At 35.0% G+C, this 25,747-nt stretch carries 31 protein-coding genes; 30 read left to right on the top strand and 1 reads right to left on the bottom strand.

Features of this window, described 5'->3' with window-relative positions; all coding sequences use genetic code 11:
* From DWW68_RS09555 to DWW68_RS09470, 17 genes are all read left to right on the top strand, one after another.
* The coding region (locus tag DWW68_RS09555; RefSeq protein ID WP_147365666.1) for a conjugal transfer protein at nucleotides 1-171 on the top strand (171 nt) is incomplete at its 5' end.
* Between the two features lie 139 nt (nucleotides 172-310).
* Nucleotides 311-625, top strand: coding sequence for a DUF6442 family protein (locus DWW68_RS09550; protein WP_117614266.1), 315 nt, complete (start codon nucleotides 311-313; stop codon nucleotides 623-625).
* Complete coding sequence (locus tag DWW68_RS09545) at nucleotides 625-831, top strand: helix-turn-helix transcriptional regulator (RefSeq protein WP_117614267.1); 207 nt, start codon at nucleotides 625-627, stop codon at nucleotides 829-831. The genes DWW68_RS09550 and DWW68_RS09545 overlap by 1 nt, the downstream gene beginning before the upstream one ends.
* 10 nt (nucleotides 832-841) lie before the next feature.
* Nucleotides 842-1,066, top strand: coding sequence for a hypothetical protein (locus DWW68_RS09540; protein WP_117614268.1), 225 nt, complete (start codon nucleotides 842-844; stop codon nucleotides 1,064-1,066).
* 278 nt (nucleotides 1,067-1,344) lie between these two features.
* Nucleotides 1,345-1,764, top strand: a complete 420-nt coding sequence (locus tag DWW68_RS09535; RefSeq protein ID WP_015552791.1) for a sigma-70 family RNA polymerase sigma factor — start codon at nucleotides 1,345-1,347, stop codon at nucleotides 1,762-1,764.
* A gap of 2 nt (nucleotides 1,765-1,766) precedes the next feature.
* Nucleotides 1,767-2,012, top strand: a complete 246-nt coding sequence (locus tag DWW68_RS09530) for a helix-turn-helix domain-containing protein (RefSeq protein WP_117614269.1) — start codon at nucleotides 1,767-1,769, stop codon at nucleotides 2,010-2,012.
* A gap of 421 nt (nucleotides 2,013-2,433) precedes the next feature.
* Nucleotides 2,434-2,556 carry a hypothetical protein gene (locus DWW68_RS13840; RefSeq protein ID WP_002323371.1) on the top strand — a complete coding sequence of 41 codons (123 nt, stop codon included), beginning with the start codon at nucleotides 2,434-2,436 and terminating at the stop codon, nucleotides 2,554-2,556.
* A gap of 79 nt (nucleotides 2,557-2,635) precedes the next feature.
* On the top strand, nucleotides 2,636-4,264 hold the full coding sequence (locus tag DWW68_RS09515; protein WP_117828752.1) for a recombinase family protein: 1,629 nt from the start codon (nucleotides 2,636-2,638) through the stop codon (nucleotides 4,262-4,264).
* Nucleotides 4,265-4,315: 51 nt separating this feature from the next.
* On the top strand, nucleotides 4,316-4,909 hold the full coding sequence (locus DWW68_RS09510) for an N-acetylmuramoyl-L-alanine amidase (protein WP_158576867.1): 594 nt from the start codon (nucleotides 4,316-4,318) through the stop codon (nucleotides 4,907-4,909).
* Nucleotides 4,910-5,009: 100 nt separating this feature from the next.
* Nucleotides 5,010-6,089 (top strand): L-threonylcarbamoyladenylate synthase, encoded by a 1,080-nt coding sequence (locus DWW68_RS09505; RefSeq protein WP_118589516.1) that lies wholly within the window; start codon nucleotides 5,010-5,012, stop codon nucleotides 6,087-6,089.
* A 25-nt stretch (nucleotides 6,090-6,114) separates the two neighbouring features.
* Nucleotides 6,115-6,567, top strand: a complete 453-nt coding sequence (locus tag DWW68_RS09500) for a low molecular weight phosphotyrosine protein phosphatase (protein WP_021953510.1) — start codon at nucleotides 6,115-6,117, stop codon at nucleotides 6,565-6,567.
* Between the two features lie 30 nt (nucleotides 6,568-6,597).
* The gene (upp, locus tag DWW68_RS09495; RefSeq protein ID WP_021953509.1) at nucleotides 6,598-7,227 is read left to right on the top strand and encodes a uracil phosphoribosyltransferase; all 630 of its coding nucleotides are present in this window, start codon (nucleotides 6,598-6,600) and stop codon (nucleotides 7,225-7,227) included.
* Nucleotides 7,228-7,314: 87 nt separating this feature from the next.
* A complete protein-coding gene (locus DWW68_RS09490; protein ID WP_118589515.1) occupies nucleotides 7,315-7,803 on the top strand; it encodes a dCMP deaminase family protein in 489 nt (162 codons plus the stop codon).
* A 173-nt stretch (nucleotides 7,804-7,976) separates the two neighbouring features.
* Nucleotides 7,977-8,366, top strand: coding sequence for a hypothetical protein (locus tag DWW68_RS09485; RefSeq protein ID WP_118589514.1), 390 nt, complete (start codon nucleotides 7,977-7,979; stop codon nucleotides 8,364-8,366).
* A gap of 234 nt (nucleotides 8,367-8,600) precedes the next feature.
* Complete coding sequence (locus tag DWW68_RS09480) at nucleotides 8,601-10,007, top strand: SPFH domain-containing protein (protein WP_118589513.1); 1,407 nt, start codon at nucleotides 8,601-8,603, stop codon at nucleotides 10,005-10,007.
* A gap of 11 nt (nucleotides 10,008-10,018) precedes the next feature.
* Entirely contained in the window at nucleotides 10,019-11,113 is a 1,095-nt protein-coding gene (locus DWW68_RS09475; RefSeq protein ID WP_118589512.1) for a hypothetical protein, read from the top strand.
* Between the two features lie 12 nt (nucleotides 11,114-11,125).
* Complete coding sequence (locus DWW68_RS09470) at nucleotides 11,126-11,920, top strand: TPM domain-containing protein (protein WP_118589511.1); 795 nt, start codon at nucleotides 11,126-11,128, stop codon at nucleotides 11,918-11,920.
* A gap of 92 nt (nucleotides 11,921-12,012) precedes the next feature.
* Here DWW68_RS09470 and DWW68_RS09465 read toward each other — a convergent pair whose 3' ends face one another.
* The gene (locus tag DWW68_RS09465; protein ID WP_118589510.1) at nucleotides 12,013-12,687 is read right to left on the bottom strand and encodes a hemolysin III family protein; all 675 of its coding nucleotides are present in this window, start codon (nucleotides 12,685-12,687) and stop codon (nucleotides 12,013-12,015) included.
* Between the two features lie 187 nt (nucleotides 12,688-12,874).
* Here DWW68_RS09465 and DWW68_RS09460 point away from each other — a divergent pair, with 187 nt between their 5' ends.
* From DWW68_RS09460 to DWW68_RS09400, 13 genes are all read left to right on the top strand, one after another.
* Entirely contained in the window at nucleotides 12,875-13,879 is a 1,005-nt protein-coding gene (locus DWW68_RS09460; RefSeq protein WP_118589509.1) for a hypothetical protein, read from the top strand.
* 17 nt (nucleotides 13,880-13,896) lie between these two features.
* On the top strand, nucleotides 13,897-15,108 hold the full coding sequence (locus tag DWW68_RS09455) for a CpaF family protein (RefSeq protein WP_021953501.1): 1,212 nt from the start codon (nucleotides 13,897-13,899) through the stop codon (nucleotides 15,106-15,108).
* 54 nt (nucleotides 15,109-15,162) lie between these two features.
* The gene (locus DWW68_RS09450; RefSeq protein ID WP_147365747.1) at nucleotides 15,163-15,843 is read left to right on the top strand and encodes a hypothetical protein; all 681 of its coding nucleotides are present in this window, start codon (nucleotides 15,163-15,165) and stop codon (nucleotides 15,841-15,843) included.
* A 9-nt stretch (nucleotides 15,844-15,852) separates the two neighbouring features.
* Entirely contained in the window at nucleotides 15,853-17,292 is a 1,440-nt protein-coding gene (locus DWW68_RS09445) for an immunoglobulin-like domain-containing protein (RefSeq protein ID WP_118589507.1), read from the top strand.
* Nucleotides 17,293-17,302: 10 nt separating this feature from the next.
* Nucleotides 17,303-17,509 (top strand): Flp1 family type IVb pilin, encoded by a 207-nt coding sequence (locus tag DWW68_RS09440; protein WP_021953498.1) that lies wholly within the window; start codon nucleotides 17,303-17,305, stop codon nucleotides 17,507-17,509.
* Nucleotides 17,466-19,388, top strand: a complete 1,923-nt coding sequence (locus tag DWW68_RS09435) for a DUF5702 domain-containing protein (protein ID WP_118589506.1) — start codon at nucleotides 17,466-17,468, stop codon at nucleotides 19,386-19,388. Before DWW68_RS09440 ends, DWW68_RS09435 begins: the two co-directional genes overlap by 44 nt.
* A gap of 165 nt (nucleotides 19,389-19,553) precedes the next feature.
* A complete protein-coding gene (locus tag DWW68_RS09430) occupies nucleotides 19,554-20,258 on the top strand; it encodes a hypothetical protein (RefSeq protein ID WP_147365745.1) in 705 nt (234 codons plus the stop codon).
* Between the two features lies 1 nt (nucleotide 20,259).
* Nucleotides 20,260-20,682, top strand: coding sequence for a prepilin peptidase (locus DWW68_RS09425; RefSeq protein WP_118589504.1), 423 nt, complete (start codon nucleotides 20,260-20,262; stop codon nucleotides 20,680-20,682).
* 9 nt (nucleotides 20,683-20,691) lie between these two features.
* Nucleotides 20,692-21,153, top strand: a complete 462-nt coding sequence (locus DWW68_RS09420; protein ID WP_021953494.1) for a TadE family protein — start codon at nucleotides 20,692-20,694, stop codon at nucleotides 21,151-21,153.
* Nucleotides 21,153-22,244, top strand: coding sequence for a DUF6382 domain-containing protein (locus DWW68_RS09415; protein WP_118589503.1), 1,092 nt, complete (start codon nucleotides 21,153-21,155; stop codon nucleotides 22,242-22,244). Before DWW68_RS09420 ends, DWW68_RS09415 begins: the two co-directional genes overlap by 1 nt.
* A 64-nt stretch (nucleotides 22,245-22,308) precedes the next feature.
* Nucleotides 22,309-23,034 carry an NAD-dependent protein deacylase gene (locus DWW68_RS09410; protein ID WP_021953492.1) on the top strand — a complete coding sequence of 242 codons (726 nt, stop codon included), beginning with the start codon at nucleotides 22,309-22,311 and terminating at the stop codon, nucleotides 23,032-23,034.
* A gap of 147 nt (nucleotides 23,035-23,181) precedes the next feature.
* A complete protein-coding gene (locus tag DWW68_RS09405; protein WP_118589502.1) occupies nucleotides 23,182-24,417 on the top strand; it encodes a LysM domain-containing protein in 1,236 nt (411 codons plus the stop codon).
* Nucleotides 24,418-24,443: 26 nt separating this feature from the next.
* On the top strand, nucleotides 24,444-25,709 hold the full coding sequence (locus DWW68_RS09400) for a DUF5711 family protein (protein ID WP_021953490.1): 1,266 nt from the start codon (nucleotides 24,444-24,446) through the stop codon (nucleotides 25,707-25,709).
* The last annotated feature ends 38 nt before the right edge of the window (nucleotides 25,710-25,747 follow it).

Here is a 25,747-nt window from a genome sequence, read left to right as displayed (position 1 = left end):
GGCAGGGACTACCTTTATTCTGAACTGGTAAACCCTATCTTTATAAAGGACGGGGACAATGTGAAAGTCAAGGTAGCGGTAAAATTCCTTGATAATCAGACAAAAGCGACGCAGGTATCACAGTATGAGCTTGTGTTACAAAAGGATAGTAACTGGAAGATTGTAGGATAAATGATATAGCGTGCATTTCCTAAATGAGATTTGCACGCTGTATTTTTGACAAGTAAACTATGCAAAATAATTGACAACAAAACTTGGCTATGATATATTATGAATGTAAATAAAACTTGGCAAAAAGAGAGGTGCTTTTATGAATAAAGAGGAAGTTTTAGAAAAGGCAAAACTAGAAAATTTTTTAGGCGATGAACGAGAGAAAGAAATACGTACAAAAAGGGACGCATTTTCACTTTGGGGATTGATTATTTTAGGTTGCACTATAATGATAATAAAATTGATTAAAGTGCAATCCCCAGCAGATATAATATCCCTATTTACTTGCACATCAGGTTTAGCATTTGTTTATGAGGGTATCAAACTGAAAAAGAAATTTAGTCTTTTTTGTGGCGGTATTCTATTAGTATTTTCTGCATACTGCTTTTATAAATTTTGTGTGGGGTTATTTTAATGAATGATAAACTGGTGTTAAAAAACAATCTCAAAAAAGTGCGAACAGAAAAAAAACTATCGCAATCAGCTTTAGCGGAAATGGTTGGTGTATCTAGGAATACGATTAGTTCCATTGAAACGGGACAATTCAATCCTACTGCTAAACTTGCACTTATTTTGTGTATTGCACTTGATAAAAAATTTGAGGAACTATTTTATTTTTAGGAGTGATACCATGTTAGGACTTAAAAAACGTGACATAAAAAAAGCATTGAAAGCTGGTGCAAAAGCTGGCGGTGTATCATTGGCTGATGTTCGGGCAGATATTGAAGCAACGATTGATGAAGCTATGAACAGCAACGACCCAGAAGTGCAGGCAAATTTTAAAAAGTATTTTGGAAATAAACGCCCTACACCAGAAGAATATATTTACAAGATTACCAAAAAGACAAAAGTGTAATACAAAACAAGTGCTGTAAGGGGGATTGTATTATGGAACATTTTAAGCGAAATTCTATACAATCATACACTACCTAACAGCATTTTACTAAAAACTAAATATTTTATAGCTCTAATAGCTCGTATAAAACTATATGTTTTGTGCGGGCTTTTTTCATGCCTAAAAAATTTTTTAAATTTTTTCGGTTTCAACTTAACAAATCACACCTGCCGTTCCCTATATGGTGTGGAAAGAGGGATAACTACTTTTCACGTCGTAACGGAAAGGGGGTGAGATTGATGAAACCGTCTGACTTCCAGAAAACAGTTCAATGCCGTTTTGAAAGTTGTTTGAAGAAAGTTGTCCGACATGTTGTTAAGGACTATCAGAAGAAATTAAAACGACGACAAAAGGAAGAAACACTCTTTTGTGAACTTCCAGAAATCGTTGTAGAAAATCTGGCTGTCTGGGACGACTATGATACGGACTATACGATTTTCAACGTATGCGGTAATGATATTCGTGTCTATGATGATGAATTGGCAGAAGCCTTGAAACAGTTGTCCGAGCGTAACCGTGAAACTTTGCTGATGTATTACTTCTTGGAAATGAACAACGAAGAAATTGCAAAAAAGCAGAATATTTCCAGAAGCGGTGTATTCCAAAATCGGCATAACTCATTGGCACTTATGAAAAAATTACTAAAGGAGAAACAGTAAAAATGAAACAAACATTTAAAAAGCCGTCTTACTACTTGCTTTCGCAGGCAATGGACGGGGACGAAAAAGCGATTGAAAAGATACTGGCATTTTATGACCCGTACATATCAAAGTGCTGTTTGCGTCCACTCTATGATGAATACGGCAATGTCTATATTGTCGTAGATATGGAGTTAAAGGGACTTATCAGAGAAGCACTTATCAAAATGATTTTGGACTTTGATATTCCGTTAGAAACCGAAGAATAACAAGCAGTAACCGCAGAGCATGATTTGTTCAATCCCCTCTTTCCTGCTCTGCCCCTGCTTTTATATGAAAGCAATACGCTTTCGCCACAGCTCTTTGACAACTGAATAAAGCAGACAGATACGTTTGTGAGATAGCGAGCCACGGGAACTGTACGCCACGACCTTTTCAAAAGAAAGCGAGCGACCCACGCAGTGATCCGAGAGCGACTGTTGGAAAAGTCGTTTTGCCATGACCTATCCTCACAGGATAATGATACGTCCGCATGGTGCGGTTCTGCCCACAAGAATGGGAATAGTTGAGATACTAACGGAGCTTTCCAAAGCCGTCTGTCTGCTTCTGTAACATTGTGAAAAATACGCATATTGGATAAGCCTATGTGCGTATGTTGAGAATAGATAGCTGACTAAGGGGGCTGATAACTTGGCTAAAAAAGAACCTGCACAATATATCGTAGAACGGGAATTTTTAGGTAAATTTTCCGTAGAGGAATTGCTTGTCCGTATCGTGAAATCTCATGTAAAAAAAGGACTATCAAGAGGGTAAAACCCTTGAAAACAATGGAAAGAAGCCGTACTTTATGGTATAATATTATCATAGGTACGGCAGTTGAATAGGTGGAAAAATGATTTATCAAAAAGGTTCAAACTTATTTAACGTGGCTATTTATATCAGATTATCACGAGAGGACGGAGATAAGGAAGAAAGCGATAGTGTAGGAAATCAGAGAAAACTTTTAACAGAATATGTGAACAAGCATGATGACTTTATCTTATATGATGTTTATATTGATGACGGTTTTACGGGAACGAATTTCAATAGACCAGACTTTCATAGAATGATTGCTGACATTGAAGATAACAAGGTAAATTGTGTTGTTGTAAAAGACCTTTCCCGTTTCGGACGAGATTACATTGATACGGGGCGATATTTGGAAAGAATATTTCCAGAGCTTAATGTTCGTTTTATTTCTGTAACAGATAATATTGATAGTATGAAGCAGGCATACGATATGTTACTTCCTATTAAAAATATATTCAACGAACAGTATGCCAGAGATATTTCTAATAAAATTCAAGCGACTGTAAAATCAAAGCAGAAAGCAGGAGAATTTATCGGAGCTTTTACAAGTTATGGTTATAAGAAATCTCCTGCAAATAAAAATAAACTTGTGATTGATGAATATGCGTCCGAAGTTGTAAAAAGAGTATTTACTATGTATGCACAAGGAATAGGAAAACAAAGCATTGCCAAAATACTAAATGCAGAGGGTATCCTTTGTCCGTCGGAATATAAAAAGCTCAACGGCGAAAATTACAAAAATTGCAATCGTTTAGAGAAAACTTCTTATTGGACGTATTCCACGATTAAAGTGATGTTACAAAATGAGCTTTATATTGGAAATATGGTACAAGGAAAGAAACATCAACGTATGAGAAGCAAACAGCGTCCAGTTGAGAAAGCAAACTGGATAAGGGTTGAAAATACACATGAACCGATTATAGACCGTCAACTGTGGGATAAGGTACAAAAACTGCTGACGAAAAAACATAGGGATATTGATTTAGAAACAAATAAAAATATCTTTGCAGGTTTTATCAAGTGTGGCGATTGTGGTCGGGCAATGATGAAAAATTTCTGGCGACGTGCTGACGGAAGTAAGTCCTATTCATTTTATTGTGGAACTTACAAAAGAAGTGGAAAAGATTATTGCACTCCGCACACGCTCCCGTTTCAAGTATTGAATGATATTGTGCTGGGAGATTTAAAGCAGATTATCCGCAATGTAGAGAACTTGCAGGAACTTGTAAAATCACAATCTTTCACAGCAATAAAAATCAGAAAATCAACAGACATAGAACTGACAAAGTTAAAAGCAGAGCTTGAAAGAGTGAAGAAGTTGAAAAAGTCAATTTATGAAGATTACAAAGACGAACTGATTTCTAAAGAAGAATTTCTTTCTTATCGAGAGGACTATCAACAAAAAGAAACGCTTTACTCCAAACAGATTGAAACGCTGGAAGAAAAGAAAAAGGAAAGTGTAACAGAAGATGTTTTTGAAACACCGTGGTTAAGGCGGTTGTTGGAACTGAAAGACATTGAAGAATTAGACAGAGATATTATTGTGGAAATGATAGACCAGATAACAGTTTATGAAAACCACAAACTTAAAATCTCATACAACTTCGGAAATGAACTGGAACATTTATTTTCAAGCGTTTACTGTGAGGACTTGGAGAAAAAGGCTATCTAATCTCAATACATTTCTAACTCCCCATATATATTGGGGAATACATATCACAATTTGCGTAAACTACAATCAGCACATGGGGGAGAAGACCCGGGAAAAGTAGGAATAAATAATGCTAAAGAAAAAGACGTTAATCTTGCCATTGCGTTACAGCTTCGGGATATATTACAGAAAAAAGGTATTAATGTTGTTATGACACGAGATACGGATACATCATTAAAGGAAAATGGCAGATTTTCAAAAATCGGTGATTTAAACGGAAGGTGTAGCATAATAAATAAGGCTTATGATAATAACAATAAATGTGTGTTAATAAGTGTTCACCAAAACAGCTTCACAGGTCAATCAGTTCATGGTGCCCAGGTATTTTATTATCAGAAATCTGCCCAAAGTATGAAATTGGCAAAAATAATGCAGGAAAAATTCAATAAGGATATTAATACGGAGAAGGCAAAAAACGAAAAGCCTAATGACAGTTATTATATGCTGATAAATTCAAAATGTCCGGGAATCATTGTAGAGTGTGGTTTTTTAAGTAACCCTGAAGAAGCAGATAATCTAACCAACAGTGATTATCAAAAACAGTTAGGAGATATACTTTGCAGGGGAATTATGGATTATTTTAGCGAAATGACAGAAACCAAGTAGATGTATAGGGAAAAATAGGGACAGGTTAATATGGGCTAACATTGTATTTTGAAGGTACATATGATAAAATATAACAAGTATATGTCAGGTGAGGCGCAAGATGAAGACTATAATTGTAAAGATAGATAAAGATAACTTAAAAGATGATTTTGCTGTTAGTCAGTTAGAAAAGGCAGGAGAAATTATCAGAAATGGCGGACTGGTTGCCTTCCCAACGGAGACTGTTTACGGATTGGGAGCCAATGCTTTAGATGAAGAGGCAGCAAAGAAGGTTTATGAGGCAAAAGGAAGACCGTCAGACAATCCTTTAATAGTTCATATATCAAATCTTAATATGCTTGATGACATTGTTACACAGGTGCCGGAGGTGGCAAAGAAGCTTATGGATGCTTTTTGGCCGGGACCTATGACACTTATATTTAATAAAAGCGGGTTAGTACCCAAGGGAACCACAGGAGGACTTGATACGGTAGCAGTGAGATTCCCTAATCATCCTATTGCACTGGAATTAATTGAAAAATCAGGTGTCAGCATAGCAGCACCTAGTGCAAATTTATCAGGAAAGCCAAGCCCTACTATGGGAGAACATGTTATTGATGATTTAGATGGAAGAATTGACATGATTATTGATGGCGGAATGGTAGGAATGGGATTGGAATCTACGATTATAGATGTTACATCTAAGACACCTATGATTTTAAGACCGGGGTTTATTACATACGAAATGATTAAGGATGTAATAGGCGAGGTTGGTGTGGACAAGGCTATATTATCGAAGCCTACGGCTGATTTTAAACCAAAAGCACCGGGAATGAAATACAGACATTATGCACCGGAAGCAGATTACAGTATTTATAGAGGTACTACTGAAAAGGTGGCAGATAAAATAATTATGCTTGCAAATGAAAAAGCAGATAAAGGTTTTAAAACCGGAGTGATAACGGTTGACCAACACCTTAATCTGTATCAGGGAAAGCTTAATAAAGACATAATGGTAGTATCACTGGGGAATTTGGATAAGCCTGAGACTATTGCCAATATGCTTTTTAAAACCCTTAGGGATTTTGATAAGGCAGACACAAAATTTATTTTTGGCGAGGCATTTTCACAACATAATGTTGGATGGGCAATTATGAACAGACTTACAAAAGCAGCAGGTTACAACATTATAGATGTATAATTGTTTGTAACAGTTGGGAGGTAAGATGCTAGAATTTTCAAGAATATTGTTCGTAACTGAAACGGATACGTCAACAGGACCATTGGCGGCATCGCTTCTAAATCATTATCTTCCCCTTGAAAGAGTGGACATAGATTCAAGAGGATTGGCGGTTCTTTTTCCGGAACCTATGAATCCGAAAACTGTAGCCATTGCGGCTTCAAAGGGACTTGAAATAAACAGAAGTTCCAAGCAGCTTGAATCGGAAGATTTTGGAGGAGATGTACTTGTATTGGTTCTTGATGCAACCAAAAAGCAGACGGTATATGATGATTATACAGAGGCTGAAAATGTTTATACATTGAAGGAATATATAAACGAAGATGGAAGTATAACTAATCCGGACGGGGGAGAACTTGCAGATTATGCAAAATTGTACGAGACTTTAGACGAGGTTATAAAGAAGCTTGCGAATAAACTTAAAGGTATTAAGGCATAAATAAATATAATAAGATACGGAGGAAATGTCATGGCAAAGACAGTAGTAATGGATCATCCATTGATTCAGCACAAAATAGGTATTATTAGAAAAGAAGAAACAGGAACAAAGGATTTCAGACAGTTAATAAGTGAAATAGCAATGCTTATGACTTATGAAGCAACAAGAGACTTAGAATTAGAAGATGTTAAAATTAAGACACCTATATGTGAAACAACAGTTAAGCAGTTAGGTGGAAAGAAGTTGGCAATCGTTCCGATTTTAAGAGCAGGACTTGGTATGGTTGACGGAATGCTTGCAATGATTCCATCAGCAAAGGTAGGTCATATCGGATTATACAGAGACCCGGTTACGGCATTGCCTCACGAGTATTACTGCAAGCTGCCTGAAGACTGTGATAAGAGAGAAGTATTTGTGGTTGATCCTATGTTAGCTACAGGAGGTTCTTCAGTAGCTGCAATACAGATGCTTAAGGATAAGGGAGTTAAAAATATTACCCTTATGTGTATTATTGCTGCCCCTGAGGGAGTAAAAGCTATGCAGGAAGCACATCCGGATGTGGATATGTACATTGGTGCATTAGATGAAAGATTAAATGAGCATAAATACATTATTCCGGGATTAGGAGATGCGGGAGACCGTATTTTTGGAACAAAATAAAAATAATATAAAACCCATTGCCAAGGTTTAACCGATGGACAATGGGTTTTGTTGAAAAATACTGTGAAGATATGGAAAGGAGCTAAAATGGGAAATAAAAGACAGGATTACATATCTTGGGACGAATATTTTATGGGCGTGGCTTTTTTAGCGGCAATGCGTTCTAAGGATCCCGGAACACAGGTTGGAGCATGTATTGTAAGTACAGATAACAAAATATTATCAATTGGTTACAATGGAATGCCTATAGGATGCAATGATGATGATTTTCCATGGAACAGGGAAAGTGAAGACCCATATAATAATAAATATTTTTACACCACTCATAGTGAGTTAAACGCCATACTTAATTATCGTGGCGGAAGCTTAGAGGGAGCAAAAATATACGTTACATTGTTTCCATGTAATGAATGTGCCAAGGCAATTATTCAGTGCGGAATCAAGAAAGTTATTTACGCAGATGATAAATATGCAGATACGCCGTCAGTTAAGGCATCAAAGCGAATGCTTAAGGCTTCGGGAGTGGAATTTGTTCCTTATGAAAAATCAGGAAAAGAAATAGTTATAAGGCTATGACTTATGGAACGGTATAGGATTACCGTTTCATAACTCTGTTTCGCAGAGCACGCCCCTTTGGGGCTGGTTAGGTACGCATATGAAACACCTGATGTGTTTCATATGTTATAGTTTATGTAGCAAAAAAATAACTTTTGAATAGTATAAAATGATAAACTATCAGGTAATAGTGTATGGATTACAGATATATACCATTTTACGTTCAGGGAAATGCAATTTCAGGATTATACTATGGACAGTGGGGAATGTCAGAGGATAGAGATATGGACTATGTAAGGGAAATGTATCCAATGACTTTTTCAAAACTACAGGAATTAGTGGAAAAAGAATGTAACCGTCAGGAATTTGCAGGGAGTATGATGTACGATGAATATCCGGATAAACTGGGAATTTCAAGAATCGTCCAAAACATATTCAATGAAATCAAAAAAGACGAAGAAAACTGTGTTGGTGATGAATGCACTAAGTATCCGGATGACACATGGTTAAAGGATATAATAACAGTTCTTTTATTAAACGAAATGTACAGAAGAAGACGAAGAAGAAATGGTCGTCTAATGTAAATTAAGTTAAATATAAGTTTGTTAAAAGCAGGGCATCACAAGGATTGGCTCTGCTTTTTTTACTACATGGTATAATATGGAAAATATAATATGATTTAAATCATTATTTGTCGAAAAAACACTACTCTTTTGGGTAATGTATATTTTAAAACGTCATATTATAATGTGAGTAGTTAATGGGGAATGATATGATAGGCATCTATAAAAATATAATAAAAAGGAAAGGAGTTCATTATGGGACTTATTAAAGCGGGAGTGGGAGCACTCGGGGGAACACTTGCTGATCAGTGGAAGGAGTTTTTCTATTGTGAAGCTATAGACAAGGAAGTATTAATGGTGAGAGGACAAAAACAAATTACAGGTCGCTCATCTAATACAAAGGGAAATGATAACATTATTTCAAATGGTTCCGGAATAGCTGTGGCAGATGGACAGTGTATGATTATTGTGGAACAGGGAAAAATCGTAGAAGTATGTGCTGAACCGGGAGAATTTACCTATGATTCATCTACGGAACCTAGTATTTTCTCAGGAAGTTTAGGAGAAGGAATTAAGGAAACCTTTAAAACAGTAGGAAAGAGATTTACATACGGTGGAGACACCGGAAAAGACCAGAGAGTTTACTATTTTAACACTAAGGAATTAATTGATAATAAGTTTGGAACGCCAAATCCGATACCTTTTAGGGTAGTTGATTCTAAAATCGGATTAGATGTGGACGTTTCCGTAAGATGTTCAGGAGTATATTCATACAAAATAGCAGACCCGTTATTATTTTATACAAATGTATGCGGAAATGTAAGCAGTGAATACAGACGGGAAGAATTAGAGGGACAGCTTAAAAGCGAATTTATTAGTGCATTACAGCCGGCATTTGGAAAATTGTCAGATTTGGAACTTAGACCAAACCAGATAGTTACCCACAATACAGAGTTAGAGGAGGCAATGAATACAGCTCTTTCAGCTAAATGGGGTGAGCTTAGAGGATTAAAGGTAGTAAGTATTGCCCTTGGCAGTGTTACATTGCCGGATGAAGATGCTGAAATGATTAAGCAGTTACAACGATCAGCAGTTATGCGTGACCCATCTATGGGAGCGGCAGCTATGGTTGGTGCCCAGGCTGATGCCATGAGAGCAGCAGCATCTAATGAAGCCGGAGCAATGACCGGATTTATGGGAATGGGCATGGCAATGAATGCCGGCGGAATGAATCCGGAAAATTTATATGCAATGGGACAGCAGCAGGCAGCACAGAAAAATGCACAGCAGTCACAGCAACAGGCAGAAAACAGCTGGAAATGCTCATGTGGAGCCACAGTTAATGGAAATTTCTGTCCTGAATGCGGAGCAAAGAAGCCGGAGCCGGTTGTAAGTGGAGCATGGAAATGTTCCTGCGGAGCAATGGCAACAGGAAACTTCTGTCCTGAATGTGGAGCTAAAAAGCCGGCTGATGAAGGCTGGACCTGTTCCTGTGGAACTGTAAACAAAGGAAAATTCTGTCAGAATTGCGGAGTGAAGAAACCTGAGGGAGCACCATTATATCGCTGTGATAAGTGTGGATGGGAGCCTGAAGACCCTGCTCACCCACCAAAATTCTGTCCGGAATGTGGTGATATATTTGATGAAAATGACAGACAGTAGGAGGTACGTTTATGGCTGATATGCAGGAATATAAATGTCCCTGCTGTGGCGGGGCAATTGAATTTAACAGCGCAGTTCAGAAAATGAAGTGTCCGTATTGTGATACGGAATTTGAAATGGATACCCTTAAGGGATACGATAAGGAACTTAAGGAAGAAGCAGAAGATGATATGACCTGGGACACTACTGCAGGAGGAGAATGGCAGGATGGAGAAACTGATGGTCTTCATAGCTATGTATGTAACTCCTGTGGTGGGGAAATTGTGGGAGATGATACCATGGCGGCAACATCATGTCCGTTTTGTGGAAACCCTGTGGTACTTATGGGACAGTTTAAAGGTGACTTGCGACCGGATTACATTATTCCTTTTAAGCTGGATAAAAAGGCGGCAAAGGCAGGATTTGAAAAGCATTTGTCAGGAAAGCGTCTTTTACCAAAGGTATTTAAAAGTCAGAATCACATAGAGGAAATAAAGGGTGTATATGTTCCTTTCTGGCTTTTTGATACAGATGCCAAAGCCAAAATCAGATATAGGGCAACTACCGTAAGAACCTGGAGCGACAGCGAATATGATTATACGGAAACCAGCCATTTTATGGTACATAGAGGTGGAAGTATAGGATTTGAAAGAGTTCCGGTGGATGGCTCATCTAAAATGGCAGATGATTTAATGGAGTCCATTGAACCATACAATTTTGAGGATGCAGTGGATTTCCAGACAGCTTACTTAGCAGGCTATATGGCAGATAAATACGATGTAACAGCAGAACAAAGTATTGAACGTGCCAATGAGCGTGTGAAACAATCAACGGAGGATGTTTTTGCTGACACGGTTACAGGATATGCAACAGTGGTTCCTGAAAGCACCAGTATACAACTTAAAAACGGCAAGGCAAAGTATGCCCTGTATCCGGTGTGGATGCTTACAACATCATGGAATGGCAATAATTACATTTTTGCAATGAATGGCCAGACAGGAAAATTTGTGGGAGACCTGCCTGTGGACAAAGTCGCCGCCTGCAAATGGGCTGTAGGTCTCACTGTAGTTTGCAGTATTTTAGTTTATATTGTGGCATGGATTTTATGGTTTGCCGGAATTTTATAGGAGGATAAATAGATGAAAAAGAGATTGTACATAATTTTATTTACCCTTATCTTTTCTACAATGTGTGTAATGCCGGTGTTTGCCCAAAACGAAATGGCTGCATATGTAGTGGATGATGCAGGATTATTAACAGATAGCGAAGAAAACTCGTTAAATGAAACTTTAAAGGAAATAAGCAACAGGCAAAACTGTCAGGTGGTAGTGGTAACTACCAACAGCCTTGACGGAAAAAGTGCGGAAGCATATGCCGATGATTATTACGATTATAACGGATATGGTAAAGATGGAATTTTGCTGTTAGTATCCATGGAGGACAGGGATTATGGGATATCGACTTGTGGGTATGCCATTAAGGCATTTACTGATGCCGGAATAAATTATATAGAAAATAAGTTTTTAGATGACTTATCCGCCGGTAATTATGAAAAGGCATTTAGTACTTATGCAAAACAATGTGACAAATTCCTTACCCAGGCGAAAGAAGGGGCTGCATATGATTCTTCCAATATGCCCCACGAACCTTTGTCTTCAATGTGGATATTGATTTCTTTTGTGGCAGGACTGGTTATTGCCCTGATAATTGTGGCATGCATGATAGCAAAATTAAAATCTGTTCATATGCAGGCAGCAGCAGGCAATTATGTTAAAGACGGAAGCGTTGACATTTCCGAAATGAGGGATTTGTATCTTTATTCAAACATTACTAAAAGAGCCAGACCGAAAAATGATAACAATAATGGTGGCGGAAGCAGCATACATATTTCATCATCCGGGGAAACTCATGGTGGAACCAGTGGTAAATTCTAATACAAAAATAATATCATAAACATAAAAATACCTTAGCAGAGAATCATAATAATTCATATGCTAAGGTATTTTTTATGTGATAAATAATTACATTACAGTGCGTATAAAATAATTGCAAAGAAATGTAACACGCTTCCTGCAAGAATAAATAAATGAAAAATGGAGTGCATCCATTTTTTTGTTTTTCCAAGACCATAAAGAACAGAGCCAATGGTGTAGGCAATGCCTCCGGTTACAAGAAAAACAACACCACCAAGATACATAACATCGTAGGTCTGTTTAATAAAGAAGATAATAACCCAGCCCATGGCAAGGTAGCAAATCATGGACATTACACGGTATTTTTTTAAATCAATGGCAGTAAGGGTACAGGCAACAACGGCACAGCCCCATACTAAAGCGAAAATAAACCATGCAATAACAGGATACTTAGGCATCATGGCAACTAAAAGTATAGGTGTGTAGCTTCCTGCAATAAGGAAATAAATGGTGCAGTGGTCTAAAACCTGCATAACTTTTTTTGCCATACCGGGTTTTAATCCGTGATAAACGCTAGACATTGTATATAAAGCTATTAAGGTAAATCCATAAATGCAGGATGAAATGACACCAATGGCACTGTGAGCCTTAGCTGCGGTAATAATACAAAGCACTAAAGCGGCAATACCTAAAGCTCCACCTACAATATGGGATACCATATTAAAAATCTCTTCACCTTTTGAATATGTAGGGAGTTCCCTATCTGCTAATTTAATTCTTTTACTCATAAATTTAAACCCTCCATTAATCAATTCTACAACATGTAGTTATTAATACTACATTGAATGATAACATTTATTATATTTTTAGTCAATAAAAAAATATTAAAAAATTTTAAAAAAACTATAGACATTTTAAAAGTGTGCATATATAATATGAGCATACACAAAAGCAAGGAGGGAAAACAATAAAAATATGAACACAGGAATATTAGCTATTTGTGATAACGATAGTGAATATGTGAGCCGACTGGCAAACTATATTAGAAACAGACATGGAACAGTGTTTCGTGTGATTTCTTTTACCAGAGTAGAAGCGCTTAAGGAATATCTGAAGAAGGAAAGCATTACCATAGCTCTTATATCGCCGGAATTAATGTTTGAAAACATTGAAAATGAAAATATTCAAAACATTATAATTCTTTCATCAGGAACCGTAAGCTTAGAATATGAGACATATCCTGCGGTATATAAATATCAGTCTACGGAGAATATTTTACAAAAAATATCAGACTGTTATAGAAGGGATAATCAGGTGGAAGAGGTTAAGGTTTTAGGAAAGGCGGCACAGATTATAGGGATATATTCACCTGCATGTAATGAAGAAAACACAGTATTTTCCATTACACTGGGGGCTATGCTGGCACGGAAAAGCTCCGTTCTCTATATTAATTTGGAAGAATTTTCAGTGTTTGAAAAACTGCTAAATACCAGATGCGCAAAAGATTTGTCTGATCTTATGTATTATTTCAGACAAAGCAGGGAGTCTGTAGCCATAAGACTTCACACTGTTATTTGCAGGTATAAGGATATGGATTATATTCCACCATTATTGTATTCGGAAGATTTGCGAAAAATCAAAACAGAAGAGTGGATTAATTTAATCAAGAAAATTTCAGAGCTGGGGTTATATGACAGAATAATAGTAGACACAGGTAATATGGTGGAGAATATTTTTGAATTATTAGATATATGTGACAAGGTGTATATGCCTGTTAATACAGGATGGATTAATACCATGAAAGCATCTGTTTACGAAGAATTTTTATTAAAAAGCGAAAAAGAAGAATTACTAGAAAAGACAAAAAAGATATTTATACCGGAAATCAGTACGGAGAGTTTCAGTGAGAATTATTTAGAAAATCAGTTAGAGGGAAAATTAGGTGCTGTTATAAAAAAAGAGTTAGAAGAGGTTGCATAAAATTTTAGGATGATGATATGAAAACTAACAAAGAAGATATTAGAAATAAAGTTGTGGACAATCTGGATATGTCCAGGGAAGCTGAAAATAGCGAGATACATGAAATTATAGATGAAATAATTGCAGAAGAAACTGAATACAGATATATGTCGGTTAGTGAAAAAATAGGTTTACATAAATATATATTTAATTCCATTAAGGGATTGGGAATATTAGATGAATTGTTAGAAGATGAAGACATTACGGAAATTATGATTAACAGTCATAACAGCATTTTTATTGAAAAAAAGGGACATATATATGAAACGGAGGGACAGTTTGATTCTCCGGAAAGGCTAAATGACATTATACAGCAGATTGTAAGCAGAAATAATAAAAGAATTAATGAATCATCACCTATAGCGGACACCAGACTTCCTGACGGCTCCAGGGTAAACATTGTTCTTCCACCGGTGGCAATTGACGGAGCAGTAGTTACGGTTAGAAAGTTCCCCAGGGAAAGAGTTGATATGAAGAGGTTAATTGAACTTAAATCCATTACTAAGGAAGCAGCGGATTTTTTGGAAAAGCTTGTGGTATCAGGTTATAACATTTTTATATGCGGTGGAACCGGCTCCGGTAAAACTACTTTTTTAAATGTTTTGTCAGATTACATTCCCGGAGAGGAAAGGGTTATTACCATAGAGGATTCTGCGGAATTACAGCTAAAAAATATTAAGAATATAGTGAGAATGGAGGCAAGGCAGGCGAATACTGAGGGAGAAAACGAAATTACCATAAGAGATTTAATCAGAACATCCCTTAGAATGAGACCTGATAGAATTATAGTGGGAGAGGTTCGTGGGAAAGAAGCTATTGATATGCTTCAGGCAATGCAGACAGGGCATGACGGCTCCATGAGTACAGGTCATTCAAACAACACTAAGGATATGCTTAACAGGTTAGAAACCATGGTACTTATGGGAATGGACATCCCTATGAATGCCATACGTTCCCAGATAGCATCTGCTATAGATATAATTGTTCACTTAGGGAGGCTTCGTGATAGAACCAGAAAGGTTTTAAAAATAGACGAGGTATTAGATTGTGTTAATGGAGAAATAAAATTAAATCCTCTCTTTGAGTTTGTGGAGTACGGGGAGACAGAGGAATTGGTAGAAGGAAAGCTTGAAGCTAGAAACAGGTTAGTAAACACTGAAAAATTAGAAAGGAGTGGTTTAAGTCTTTAAATGATTTACAAAGTATCCAAAAAGGAAAAGGCAGTGGTAATTATGGTGATTTTTATGGCTATAATTATTATTTCAATATTGTTTTACGGAACCATTTATGCAGTAGTTATTCTTTTGCCTTTAGGAGTTCCCATATACAGGGAGCAAAAAAGAAGAATAATTAATAAGAAAAAGAAAGAACTTAAAGTGCAGTTTAAAGATATGCTTATGGTTATGTCCGATTCCTTAAAAACAGGATATTCCGTTTCAAATGCCTTAAAGGAAAGCTATAAAGATATGGTTTCAATGTATGGAAGATACAGTTACATATGTGAAGAATTAAGAATTATGATATCTAAAATAAAGTTAAATGTAAGAGAGGAAGATATATTTAAGGACTTTGCCAAAAGAACAGGTTTAAGGGAGGCTATATTATTTTCACGTATTTTCTCAGTTGCAAAAAGGACAGGAGGAAACATGACGGAAGTAATAGGAAGTGTAACGGACAGTATTGTATTAAAGGAAAACGTAAGGGAAGAAATTGAAGTGTCCACAACAGAGAAAAAAACAGAGCAGAAAATAATGACGTTAATACCTATGGCTTTAATTTTGTATGTAAAAATGATGTCTCCGGATTTTCTAAACATTATGTATGAGACTAATGCAGGAAGAATTGTTATGACAATATGCCTTGTGCTTTATGTTTTGGCTTTTTTGTGGGCACAAAAAATAGTTGAATTTAATGAGGAGTATTAAAGTAGGAGAATGATAAAAATATATGTCATTGCAATAGTGTTAATTACCATATTTTATACATCTACATTTTTTTACAGGAAAAAGTTAAGAAAAAATCTGAACAGAAAGGATTATCCCTTAAAGGCATTATTTGGTATGGCTATGTTTATGGTGGATAAGTTTCCCATAGCTTACGCCGGAAAAGGAAATTCTTTAAATAAAGCCATAAGAAAGATAAGTGTTAAAGAAGATATTAAAAAAGAAAAATATTTGTATATTGTAAACAAGGTTTCCTATTGCATTTTATGTGGTATTTTGGCGGTAGTGTTGGGATTAGGAATAGAAATATCCGGTAGCGAAAGCAATGAACCTATTACATCAGTGAAAAGAGATAGCATAGATGATGAGGTTTATAACATTTATTATGAAGATGATTCAGGGGCAATAAAACCAATAGAATTAGAGGTAGGGAAGAAAGAATTAAAGGATGAGGAGATATTAAAAATCATAAAAGGGTATCAGGAGGAATTGGTTCAAAAGGCTCTGGGAAAAAATGATAATGCCCAAAATGTTACAAAGCCATTAAATCTGGTAGGAAGCATTGGTGAGGAAAATATATTAGTCAGCTGGGAAATAAGCGATTCTGACATAATAGATTATGATGGAAAAATAAATAGCAATGTTGATAAAGAGGGAGAATTAGTTTATCTTACGGCAATAATGACCTATGAAAAGGTTACACTAGAGTATGTTTTTTCAGTAAATGTATATCCACATCAGGGAGAGAGTGATGCTAAAAGGCAGGTCCAGTCATATGTTGATAATCAGGATGTATATGACAGCCAGGTAAATCTGCCGGAAAAAATAGATGGCAAAAAGGTTAAATATTATAGTTCTAAAGGGCAAAATAGCTATGTTGTAGTAACAATAGGATTAATATTGTCAGTGGCATTGTTCTTTTTTAAAGACAGGGACATAAAAGATAAAATTGAGGATAGAAATGAACAGTTATTAGAAGATTATCCGGAAATAGTAAATAAACTTCTTTTATATCATAATGCAGGTCTTTCGGTAAAAAGTGCCATAGAGAAAATAGTATCGGGTTATAAGGAAGATAAAAAAGAATATCATGAAATGTTAAGATATGCTTATGAAGAACTAGAGATTTCTTTAATACAAATGAAAAGTGGCGTATCGGAAATTACAGCTATTAATAATTATGGAAAAAACTGTGGATTACATTGTTATGTGAAATTATCGGGAATTATAGAACAAAATATACGAAGGGGGACAAATGCCATGACTGTGGTACTAGAAAATGAACTGGAAAGCTCAATGATAGAAAAGAAAAATACCATGCTAAAGGCAGGAGGGAAAATCTCAACAAAATTAATGGGACCAATGATTGTAATGCTGATTGTTGCCATGGCAATTATAATGGTTCCGGCATTTTTATCAATGAATTTATAAGGAGGAGTAAATGAACAATAGTTTTAAATATATTATGGAAAATTTCTCAAGATATTGGAAAAGAACCTTCTGGAAGGACGAAAAGGGAATGGGGGTAATAGAAGTAGTGCTTATTATATTAGTGTTAGTGGGACTAGCCCTTGTGTTTAAAAATCAAATTTCAGGAGTGGCAGATGGCGTTTATAAATCTATTAAAACACAGATTAAGTCATTTTAAGATTAAAAAAATTATTTCAGGAAAAACCAAAGGAAGCATATCCATATATTTAAGCATTGTCATGGTAGCAGTAATGTTGTTTATTAGTGTTGTTTCAGAAAGCGGACGAATTAACGTTGTATATTCGGAAAGCAAAAGTTTTACGTATATGGCAGCTGATTCTGTAATGGCGGGATATGCAAGGCAGGTTTTTGATGAATATGGATTATTACTTGTATGGGAAAATCAGAATACTGAAGAAGAACTGAAAAAGTACATACAAGCTAATATAAACATGGCAGATTTAAATGGTATGGGAACTAATTTTATGTCCACAAGGCTTAAAAACATAGAAATGGACAAGGTGGAATATGTTACGGATAACGGCGAAAAGCTGCTTTTGTCTCAAATAGCTTCCTATACGAAATATGCTGCAGGAGCAACAGCCGCAGAGGAGTTAATTAAATTATTTAACAAATACGAGAAACGCAGCGACGAAAAGACAGATTCAGTTGCAGATGTGTTCGATGAAAAAATATCTGAAAATGATAGTAAGGAGCTGCAAAATCTTGTAAAGGATATTGATGAGTTAATTGTTAAAATTAAGGATGTTGAAAAAGAGAAAAAATTAATTAATGCGGTTAGCCGGATAATAGAGAGAAATGTAAGCTCTAAAAACAATGATAAGGTTGAAAAAAAGTATAGAAGTCTGAGAAAAATACTTGATAAGAAAGCGGGTATGATTAGCAGAGCCATAGACCAGGGAAAGGACTACGAGGGAAAAAAAGCAGCCTATCTTAGGGAAAGTGGATATACATCCGGCGAAAAAGATTTTGTTGAGGAAAATACACTAATACTGAAAAAAATGGTGGGCATATTACAAGAGGAAAAGGCACTGGATGTTTCAAAATTAGAAAGTATTGTTCCGGAAAACATTAATATTTTAAACAGCTCCATGTCATTACTACATAATTATATTAATGAAACAGAATCTTTAAAAGAAAATCAGATTACTGAGGAAGATAATAGAAATAAGTCTATTTATGAAAGTGCTAAAGAATTATTACAAAAAGGACTATTATCGTTGGTAACAGATGACGTATCTGATATATCAAATGCATCTATATCTGATTTAAATCTGCCATCAAAAAAAGAAAATACAGAAAAAAACGGCAAAACAGATTTAACTGACAGGGCACTGCTGGCGTTGTATGGTAAAAGAAAATTTGGTAACTACATTAGTAAAATAAAAGACCATGATTTAAGCTACGAAATGGAGTACATAATAAGCGGAAAAAGTAGTGATAGGGATAATCTTACGGAAGTTGTTAAAAAAATAGTGGGAATAAGAAATGTTATGAATTTAGGATATCTTTTAACAGATAGTGTTAAAATGAGCCAATTGACTTTTATAGCATCATCGGCGGCTACAGCCATAGGATTACCTTTTTTAGAGCCGGTAATAAAGGCGGTTTTAATAGAGGCGTGGTCCCTGGGGGAGGCAGTAGCGGATGTGAAAGGTCTCTTAAAGGGAAACGAAGTAGTTTTCATAAAGGATAAAATCAGTTGGAAAACAGACATTAAAAATCTGTTAGGAGGAAGCATTAAGAATGATAAAAATAGCAAAAAATTAAGTTTAAATTATGAACAATATTGCATGATGTTGATGATGATTGCAGATGGAAACAAAAGCCTTTTTAGGATAATGGATCTTATTCAATTAAATATACAAAAGAAATACAACAGTAAATTTCAAATGAGTAAGTGTTTTTCAGGTATGAAGTTTAAAGCAGTATATGAGATAGAACCGTTATTTGTGGCAATGCCATGGGTGTTAAATAATCTAAATGAAAGTAATGGTTCTTATACATATAAAGTTAAATGTGATATGAAATATTAAAAATAATGGAGGTAAATGAACATGCCCTTTTTCGGAAAATATAATAAAAATAAGCAAAAATACAGTGCTCATCTCCAAGTACAAAGATCTCATATATACCTTTTAAAAAAACGAAAAAGGGTGTGTTCATTTACCTCCCCTGGAAGTATCAGTATAGAAGCGGCAATGGCATTAACGGTTTTTATAGGTATGGTGCTTTTTATGGTAAGTTTTTTAATTATGGTAAGCACACAGTTTTCGGTACAAATGAAATTAAATAACATAGCATTGATTACTGCTAAAAGCAAATTTTATGTTCAACTGGCAGATAAAGTGACGGACTATAATGATACATTAAAGAAAATAAAAACGGAAATTGAAGAAAACAAGAATAAAATAACTGAAAATGATATGTGGAACAAGGTTAAAGGTTCCATATATGAAAATAATGGAATTGATGATGTGACAGATATAAGACTTAATTATGTTTTAAAAACATCTTTTTTAGACAGGACTATAGCCATAAAACAACGAAGCATGGTTAGGGACTGGACAGGAAGTGACATAACAAAAAGTCAGAATATAGTTTACATAACTCAAAATGGAAAAGTGTATCACTTAACGAAGGAGTGCAGTCATCTGGCACTGTCAATTAGCAGTACATCTTATGCATCTGTAAAAGGGCTTAGAAACAATTACGGAGAAAAATACAGCAAATGTGGAATATGTGTAACCAAAAAGCCGGAATCAGGTACAAAGGTTTTTATTGCGGAAGATGGAAACAGGTATCATTTGAGTCTTACATGTAGTGGAATAGTAAGAAATATTATAGCAACAGACAAGGAAAGTGTAACAAATATGCCGGCATGCAGTAGTTGTGGAAAGGAATAAAATGATTGAAACTATTATATCATTACCGGTGCTGATATCAGGTGCCATAATGGATTTTAAGTACAGAAAAGTATTTATAATGCCGTTTATAATGGCATCAGCTTGTGGAATTATTGTTAATGCAGCTGTTTATAAAAGAGATTTTAAACACTATGCATTGGGTGTGGGACTGTCGGTGCTACTGGTACTTATATGCCTTATATCCAAAAAGATTATGGGATTAGGTGATGGACTGGCGATACTAATGACAGGATGTGTTTTTAACAGTAAAAGTATGCTAATAATAGTTTTATTATCTTTTTTAATAATGTCAGCTACAGGAATAACAGGCGTAATAATAAAGAAAACAAAACTTAAAACAAAATTACCTTTTCTTCCATTTTTATTAATGGGAGAGGTGGTATTTTTAATAATACAGAGGTGATGCAGGTATATGAAAAGAAACTTAAACAGGAACTTGAATAGGCACTTAAGGAGGCAGGAAGAAGCGCAGCTTACAATAGAGACAGCCTTGGTTTTTCCTATAGTGTTACTTATATTAAGTGGGTTATTTTATATGATTATGTATGTACATGATATTGTGGAAGTAAGAAGCGGAGCATACAGGATTGGAATGGAGTACAGTTTTGGTAATATAGATGAAAAGGACGTAGAAAACAGTATTAAAGGTTTGCCGCTTTTTGTGGCAACACCAAAAATCAAGATTTCAAAAGGATTAGATAGTTATGAAATAGCTATTGATTTACAGGGTAAGGGTAATGTGAACATGATTAATATCATAGTTAATTCAGGTGACAGGCAAATAATACATATTCCCCAAAGAATATCCAAAGAGGTTATGTATGGAAGCAGGGTTTTATTAGAAGAATTGGAGTCGAAAAGAGGAAAAAAGTAATGGATGTATCCTATGAAAAGCATGCAGACAGAAATGTAATGATAATCAGGAATATAGGTGACAGTGAAAATGATTATAAGTCAAAAATGATTCTTAATAATAAAATAGAGGGTATTGTTCCTATGACTTTAGAATATGTAAATAACGAAAAAGAAATTCATTATGATATAACCTCAAAGACTGCAATAAAGGATATGTTTGCTGTTCATTTGGCATCAGCTAAAAATTTAAGACAGTTTGTAGAGGATATGAAGTCTCTTTCTGATGAACTTGGCAAATATCTTATTGGAATGGAGTGTGTAATTTTAGATGCAGAATTTATTTTCTTTAATAGGAACACTAAAAGGTACGAATTCTGTTTACTCCCCTTTTTTGAAACTGATATGTATGGCGGAATAAGAAATATTTACGAGAAAATTCTGGAATTAATTGATTATGATGATAAAGATGCAGTAGTAATGGCATATGAAATACAACAGGTTACAAATAACAAAGATTTCACTATGGCAGACATATTAAACTGTACAAAAGTGGAGGCACAGTCAGAAGTTCACAGGAAAGATAATGAAATACAGGAGACTAGAGTTAATCAAAACATAGATAAATATCAGGATAAAACACCTGAAAAAAAGAGATGGTTTGAAGGAATATTTTCATCTTTCAGGCGAAAAAGCAATTATTTAAGTAGTGAGCAGTTAGAACAAATCGCTGTAAGTGAGGAAGAAAACATATATAATTTTAATGGTGATGAAGTTGCGGAGGAAGAGGATAATTATTATGAAACTACAGTGCTTTATGAGGAGACGATTATTCTTAGAAGCTTAGAGCAGAAAGATATGTTAATACACCCTGATAAATTCCCTTTTCTAATAGGTAAAAGCAGATTAAAATGCGATTATGTAATAGACGAAAATGTAATAAGCAGGGTGCATGCTAAAATAATAAAGAAGAATAATACTTTTTTTATTGAAGATATGGATTCTACAAACAAAACCTTTATAAATGGGAAAAAACTAGAGCCGGGAAGGAAAGAAAGAATATCAAAAGGTGATAAAATTACATTAGCAGATGTGGACTTTATAGTGGAGTAGCAGAAACTAAAATGATATAATGATGGTAATTGACATAAACTAGTGTGATAAAGGAGGTTTTCCAATGGAAGAAAATATAAAAAGATTAAAAGAGACAATTGAAAATAGCAATAATATTGTATTTTTTGGTGGAGCGGGAGTTTCTACGGAAAGTGGAGTACCTGATTTTAGAAGTGTAGATGGACTTTATAATCAGAAGTACAAATATCCTCCGGAAACTATATTAAGTCATACCTTTTTTAGAACAAAAACAAGGGAATTTTTTGAATTTTACAGAGATAAGATGTTGTTTCCTGACGTAAAGCCTAACAAGGCACATTATGCACTGGCAAAACTAGAAAAGGAAGGAAAATTAAAGGCTGTTGTAACTCAGAATATTGATGGATTGCATCAGGCGGCAGGAAGCAAAGTAGTTTACGAATTGCATGGCTCAGTTCATAGAAATTACTGTGAAAAATGTGGAAAATTCTATGATTTTGATTATGTGTATAATTCAACAGGAATACCTGAATGTGAGTGTGGCGGAATTATTAAACCTGATGTTGTATTGTATGAAGAAGGGCTTAACCAGGAAATATTAAATAATTCCGTAAGAGCCATTGCCAATGCAGATGTATTGATAATAGGGGGAACTTCCCTTGCAGTATATCCGGCAGCAGGTCTGATTGATTACTATAAAGGAAACAAGCTTGTTTTAATAAATAAAAGTACCACTGCTAGAGACTGCTATGCAGATATTGTTATAAACCAGCCAATAGGAGAAGTTTTAGGTCAGGTTGTGGACTTATAATTTGATTTTTGTAAAAAGAGAGAAAACGCTGTTTTTATATTGAGGTATTTGTCGTAAAGTTTAGTGACATTAAGGCATTGATTTGACAAATTAATACACCCCTTCTGTGCTAATATTTACAGGTAATATGAAGAAGGAGGAGGTCTCATGATAGAAATGGTATATAATGGCAAAGAACCGGTAGAGCAGGGAGAGGTAAAATTACCTAAAAATATACGCCAGATAGGAAACAACGATTCTAATAAAAAAATATATGTAGAAGATTATGTTTTAACACAATTAAAGAAAAAAACTCAAAATGAAGAGGACATAAGGTATGGTGTTTTACTTGGTGAAGTGAAAAAAGGAAGAGGAAACACATACATATTTGTTAAAGCCATGGTAGAGGTTTTGGACATAATTGAAAACAGTCTTATATTTAACGATGATATCTGGTCAGGAGTATATTCAAACATAAAAAAGTACTTTGACAAGATGAACATTGTAGGATGGTTTGTTTCGGTTCCTTATAGAGTTACAGACGATATGAACGGAATAAAAAAGGTGCATCTTGATAATTTTGCCGGAAATGACAAGGTTTGTTTTTTAAGCGACAGAACCGAGAAAGAAGATAATTTCTTTATTTATGAGCAGGGAAGTCTGGAAAAACAGCCGGGATACTATATCTATTATGAAAAAAATGAAAAAATGAAGAAGTATGTAAAAAGTATTAATAATGGAAAATCTTCAATAGATAGTGCTCAGCAGACAAAAAGTGAAGCCAAAAAAGAGGACAGACAAATTAATAACATAAAGTTAAATGAACCTGAAAATAAAAGACAGTCAAATCAAAAAAGAAATAAAGCGCCGGTACCCGCAATTGATAGCGCAAAAAGTTTCAGAGACATAGCTAAGGAAGAAAGACAGGATACAGTTATACGACAGGGGAAAATGGCATATGGTGTCAGCGGTATTCTTATAATAGCATTGTTGTTATCTACAGTTGTCATGCTAAACAATTATGGTGAATTAAAAAATATAAAGCAGACATTGTCAAACTTTAATATGAAACAGGAAGCTCAGGCAGTTAATCAAATATTAAATAGTGAAACAACCCCGGAGACGACCCGGAAAGAAAAAAATGATAACGGAGAAAGTCAGGTTAGTGAAAACAAAGAAACTGTCATTTCAGAAACAAAGAATGATGAAAAAACAGATACTACAGAAACAGTCGTAAACAGTTCATATTCAGGAAAAAGTCATGTAGTTAAGGCAGGTCAGACCCTTTATGACATAAGCATGAAGTATTATGGAACAAGTAAAATGGTAGATGAGATAAAAGAATATAATGATATAGATGATGATTACACTATCGTGGAAGGTCAGAAAATATTATTACCATAAATGTTAAAAAGGTAGTGCGATATTTTATGAGATATTGTATAATCGTAGATAGTTTCAAAAAAATTATTGAAGATTATACAATGGGAAGTGAAAATGTGGCACAGGAATATTCCGAAAAAGTAAGAAAGTTTAAGAAAAATAATAAAATAGCAGATATATTAGTAAAGATTAAATCTTTTTTCAGGAAAATCAGAATAGGTGTTGTACTTGCAGTTGTAGCAGTGTTGGCAGTTATTATCGGTATTTTCTTTTATAAAAAGTATCAGACATTTGATAATTATAAGGTGATAGATTCACTTAAAGTAGACAGCGGAAAAGATAGCAGATATGAGGCATATGGAGATTTTGTCATAAAGTATAGTAGTGATGGAATATCCTATATTGATGGGACGGAGACTGTATGGGATGAATCCTTTGAGATGAAATCTCCTATTGTGGATATTTGTGACGATTACATTGCCGTTGCAGATAAAAATACAAATGACATTTTTATTTATAATAAAGATGGTAAGGTAGGGCACGCGTCAACAAGCTATCCTATTGTGAAGTTAGAGGTGGCATCCCAGGGAGTTGTTGCCGCATTACTGGAAGATAAAAATGCAAATTATATAGAAGTATATGATAAGGATGGAGAGAAACTTATTTCCCACAAGACATTGTTACGGGAAAATGGATATCCCCTTAATTTTTCCATATCTGAAAAGGGAAGTAAGATGGTGGTGTCGTATGTTACAGTAAACGGCGGAGTTATGAAGAATAAAGTTTTATTCTACAACTTTTCAAGTGCCGGACAGAATGCTTCAGATATGATGGTGGGAGAATTTGACCAATATGGAGAAACTCTGGTGCCGATGGTTAAGTTTATTTCTGACAATGTGGCAATAGCCGTGGGAGAAAATGTTCTCACAGTTTATAGTATGAGAGATAAGCCGTCTGTTAAGTGCGAAAAGAAGTTTAAGGATGAGATTCAGAAGGTTTTTTATAGTGACAATTATGTAGGTTTTGTTTTAAAAAATGCCAATAGTAAAAAGCCATATAGAATAGAAGTTTATAATTTAAGAGGCAAAAGAGTTATGGGGGCGGAAACCTCTGTGTTATATAATAACGTAACATTTTCCGGAGAAAATGTATTAATGTATGATGACATGAATTGTAAAATAGTATCTTTTGGAGGAGTGGAAAAATTTACCTATACCTTTAAGGGACAGATTAATGATATAATCCCGGTGGATGGTAAAAAAACATTCTTAATAATGGGCAATTCAAAAGTACAAAAAGTGAAATTAAAGTAGAATTAGGTACAGAATGAGAGAATGTGTCTGTATACCAG

This window comes from Eubacterium sp. AF16-48 (assembly GCF_003479405.1).
Taxonomy (GTDB): Bacteria; Bacillota; Clostridia; order Lachnospirales; family Lachnospiraceae; genus Eubacterium_G; species Eubacterium_G segne.
This window is presented reverse-complemented; position numbering and strand designations above follow the sequence as displayed.

What these genes read in the sequence shown, in the direction of transcription:
- DWW68_RS09425 (WP_118589504.1), top strand. Translation starts at nt 20,260, where the DNA reads ATGATTGAAACTATTATATCATTACCGGTGCTGATATCAGGTGCCATA.
- DWW68_RS09530 (WP_117614269.1), top strand. Translation starts at nt 1,767, where the DNA reads ATGAAACAAACATTTAAAAAGCCGTCTTACTACTTGCTTTCGCAGGCA.
- DWW68_RS09480 (WP_118589513.1), top strand. Translation starts at nt 8,601, where the DNA reads ATGGGACTTATTAAAGCGGGAGTGGGAGCACTCGGGGGAACACTTGCT.
- DWW68_RS09490 (WP_118589515.1), top strand. Translation starts at nt 7,315, where the DNA reads ATGGGAAATAAAAGACAGGATTACATATCTTGGGACGAATATTTTATG.
- DWW68_RS09475 (WP_118589512.1), top strand. Translation starts at nt 10,019, where the DNA reads ATGGCTGATATGCAGGAATATAAATGTCCCTGCTGTGGCGGGGCAATT.
- DWW68_RS09485 (WP_118589514.1), top strand. Translation starts at nt 7,977, where the DNA reads ATGGATTACAGATATATACCATTTTACGTTCAGGGAAATGCAATTTCA.
- DWW68_RS09400 (WP_021953490.1), top strand. Translation starts at nt 24,444, where the DNA reads ATGAGATATTGTATAATCGTAGATAGTTTCAAAAAAATTATTGAAGAT.
- DWW68_RS09405 (WP_118589502.1), top strand. Translation starts at nt 23,182, where the DNA reads ATGATAGAAATGGTATATAATGGCAAAGAACCGGTAGAGCAGGGAGAG.
- DWW68_RS09430 (WP_147365745.1), top strand. Translation starts at nt 19,554, where the DNA reads ATGGCATTAACGGTTTTTATAGGTATGGTGCTTTTTATGGTAAGTTTT.
- DWW68_RS09535 (WP_015552791.1), top strand. Translation starts at nt 1,345, where the DNA reads ATGAAACCGTCTGACTTCCAGAAAACAGTTCAATGCCGTTTTGAAAGT.
- DWW68_RS09505 (WP_118589516.1), top strand. Translation starts at nt 5,010, where the DNA reads ATGAAGACTATAATTGTAAAGATAGATAAAGATAACTTAAAAGATGAT.
- DWW68_RS09445 (WP_118589507.1), top strand. Translation starts at nt 15,853, where the DNA reads ATGATAAAAATATATGTCATTGCAATAGTGTTAATTACCATATTTTAT.
- DWW68_RS09450 (WP_147365747.1), top strand. Translation starts at nt 15,163, where the DNA reads ATGGCTATAATTATTATTTCAATATTGTTTTACGGAACCATTTATGCA.
- DWW68_RS09515 (WP_117828752.1), top strand. Translation starts at nt 2,636, where the DNA reads ATGATTTATCAAAAAGGTTCAAACTTATTTAACGTGGCTATTTATATC.
- DWW68_RS09435 (WP_118589506.1), top strand. Translation starts at nt 17,466, where the DNA reads ATGGCGTTTATAAATCTATTAAAACACAGATTAAGTCATTTTAAGATT.
- DWW68_RS09470 (WP_118589511.1), top strand. Translation starts at nt 11,126, where the DNA reads ATGAAAAAGAGATTGTACATAATTTTATTTACCCTTATCTTTTCTACA.
- DWW68_RS09440 (WP_021953498.1), top strand. Translation starts at nt 17,303, where the DNA reads ATGAACAATAGTTTTAAATATATTATGGAAAATTTCTCAAGATATTGG.
- DWW68_RS09550 (WP_117614266.1), top strand. Translation starts at nt 311, where the DNA reads ATGAATAAAGAGGAAGTTTTAGAAAAGGCAAAACTAGAAAATTTTTTA.
- DWW68_RS09500 (WP_021953510.1), top strand. Translation starts at nt 6,115, where the DNA reads ATGCTAGAATTTTCAAGAATATTGTTCGTAACTGAAACGGATACGTCA.
- DWW68_RS09455 (WP_021953501.1), top strand. Translation starts at nt 13,897, where the DNA reads ATGAAAACTAACAAAGAAGATATTAGAAATAAAGTTGTGGACAATCTG.
- DWW68_RS09415 (WP_118589503.1), top strand. Translation starts at nt 21,153, where the DNA reads ATGGATGTATCCTATGAAAAGCATGCAGACAGAAATGTAATGATAATC.
- DWW68_RS09410 (WP_021953492.1), top strand. Translation starts at nt 22,309, where the DNA reads ATGGAAGAAAATATAAAAAGATTAAAAGAGACAATTGAAAATAGCAAT.
- DWW68_RS09540 (WP_117614268.1), top strand. Translation starts at nt 842, where the DNA reads ATGTTAGGACTTAAAAAACGTGACATAAAAAAAGCATTGAAAGCTGGT.
- DWW68_RS09465 (WP_118589510.1), bottom strand. Translation starts at nt 12,687, where the DNA reads ATGAGTAAAAGAATTAAATTAGCAGATAGGGAACTCCCTACATATTCA.
- DWW68_RS09545 (WP_117614267.1), top strand. Translation starts at nt 625, where the DNA reads ATGAATGATAAACTGGTGTTAAAAAACAATCTCAAAAAAGTGCGAACA.
- upp (WP_021953509.1), top strand. Translation starts at nt 6,598, where the DNA reads ATGGCAAAGACAGTAGTAATGGATCATCCATTGATTCAGCACAAAATA.
- DWW68_RS09420 (WP_021953494.1), top strand. Translation starts at nt 20,692, where the DNA reads ATGAAAAGAAACTTAAACAGGAACTTGAATAGGCACTTAAGGAGGCAG.
- DWW68_RS09460 (WP_118589509.1), top strand. Translation starts at nt 12,875, where the DNA reads ATGAACACAGGAATATTAGCTATTTGTGATAACGATAGTGAATATGTG.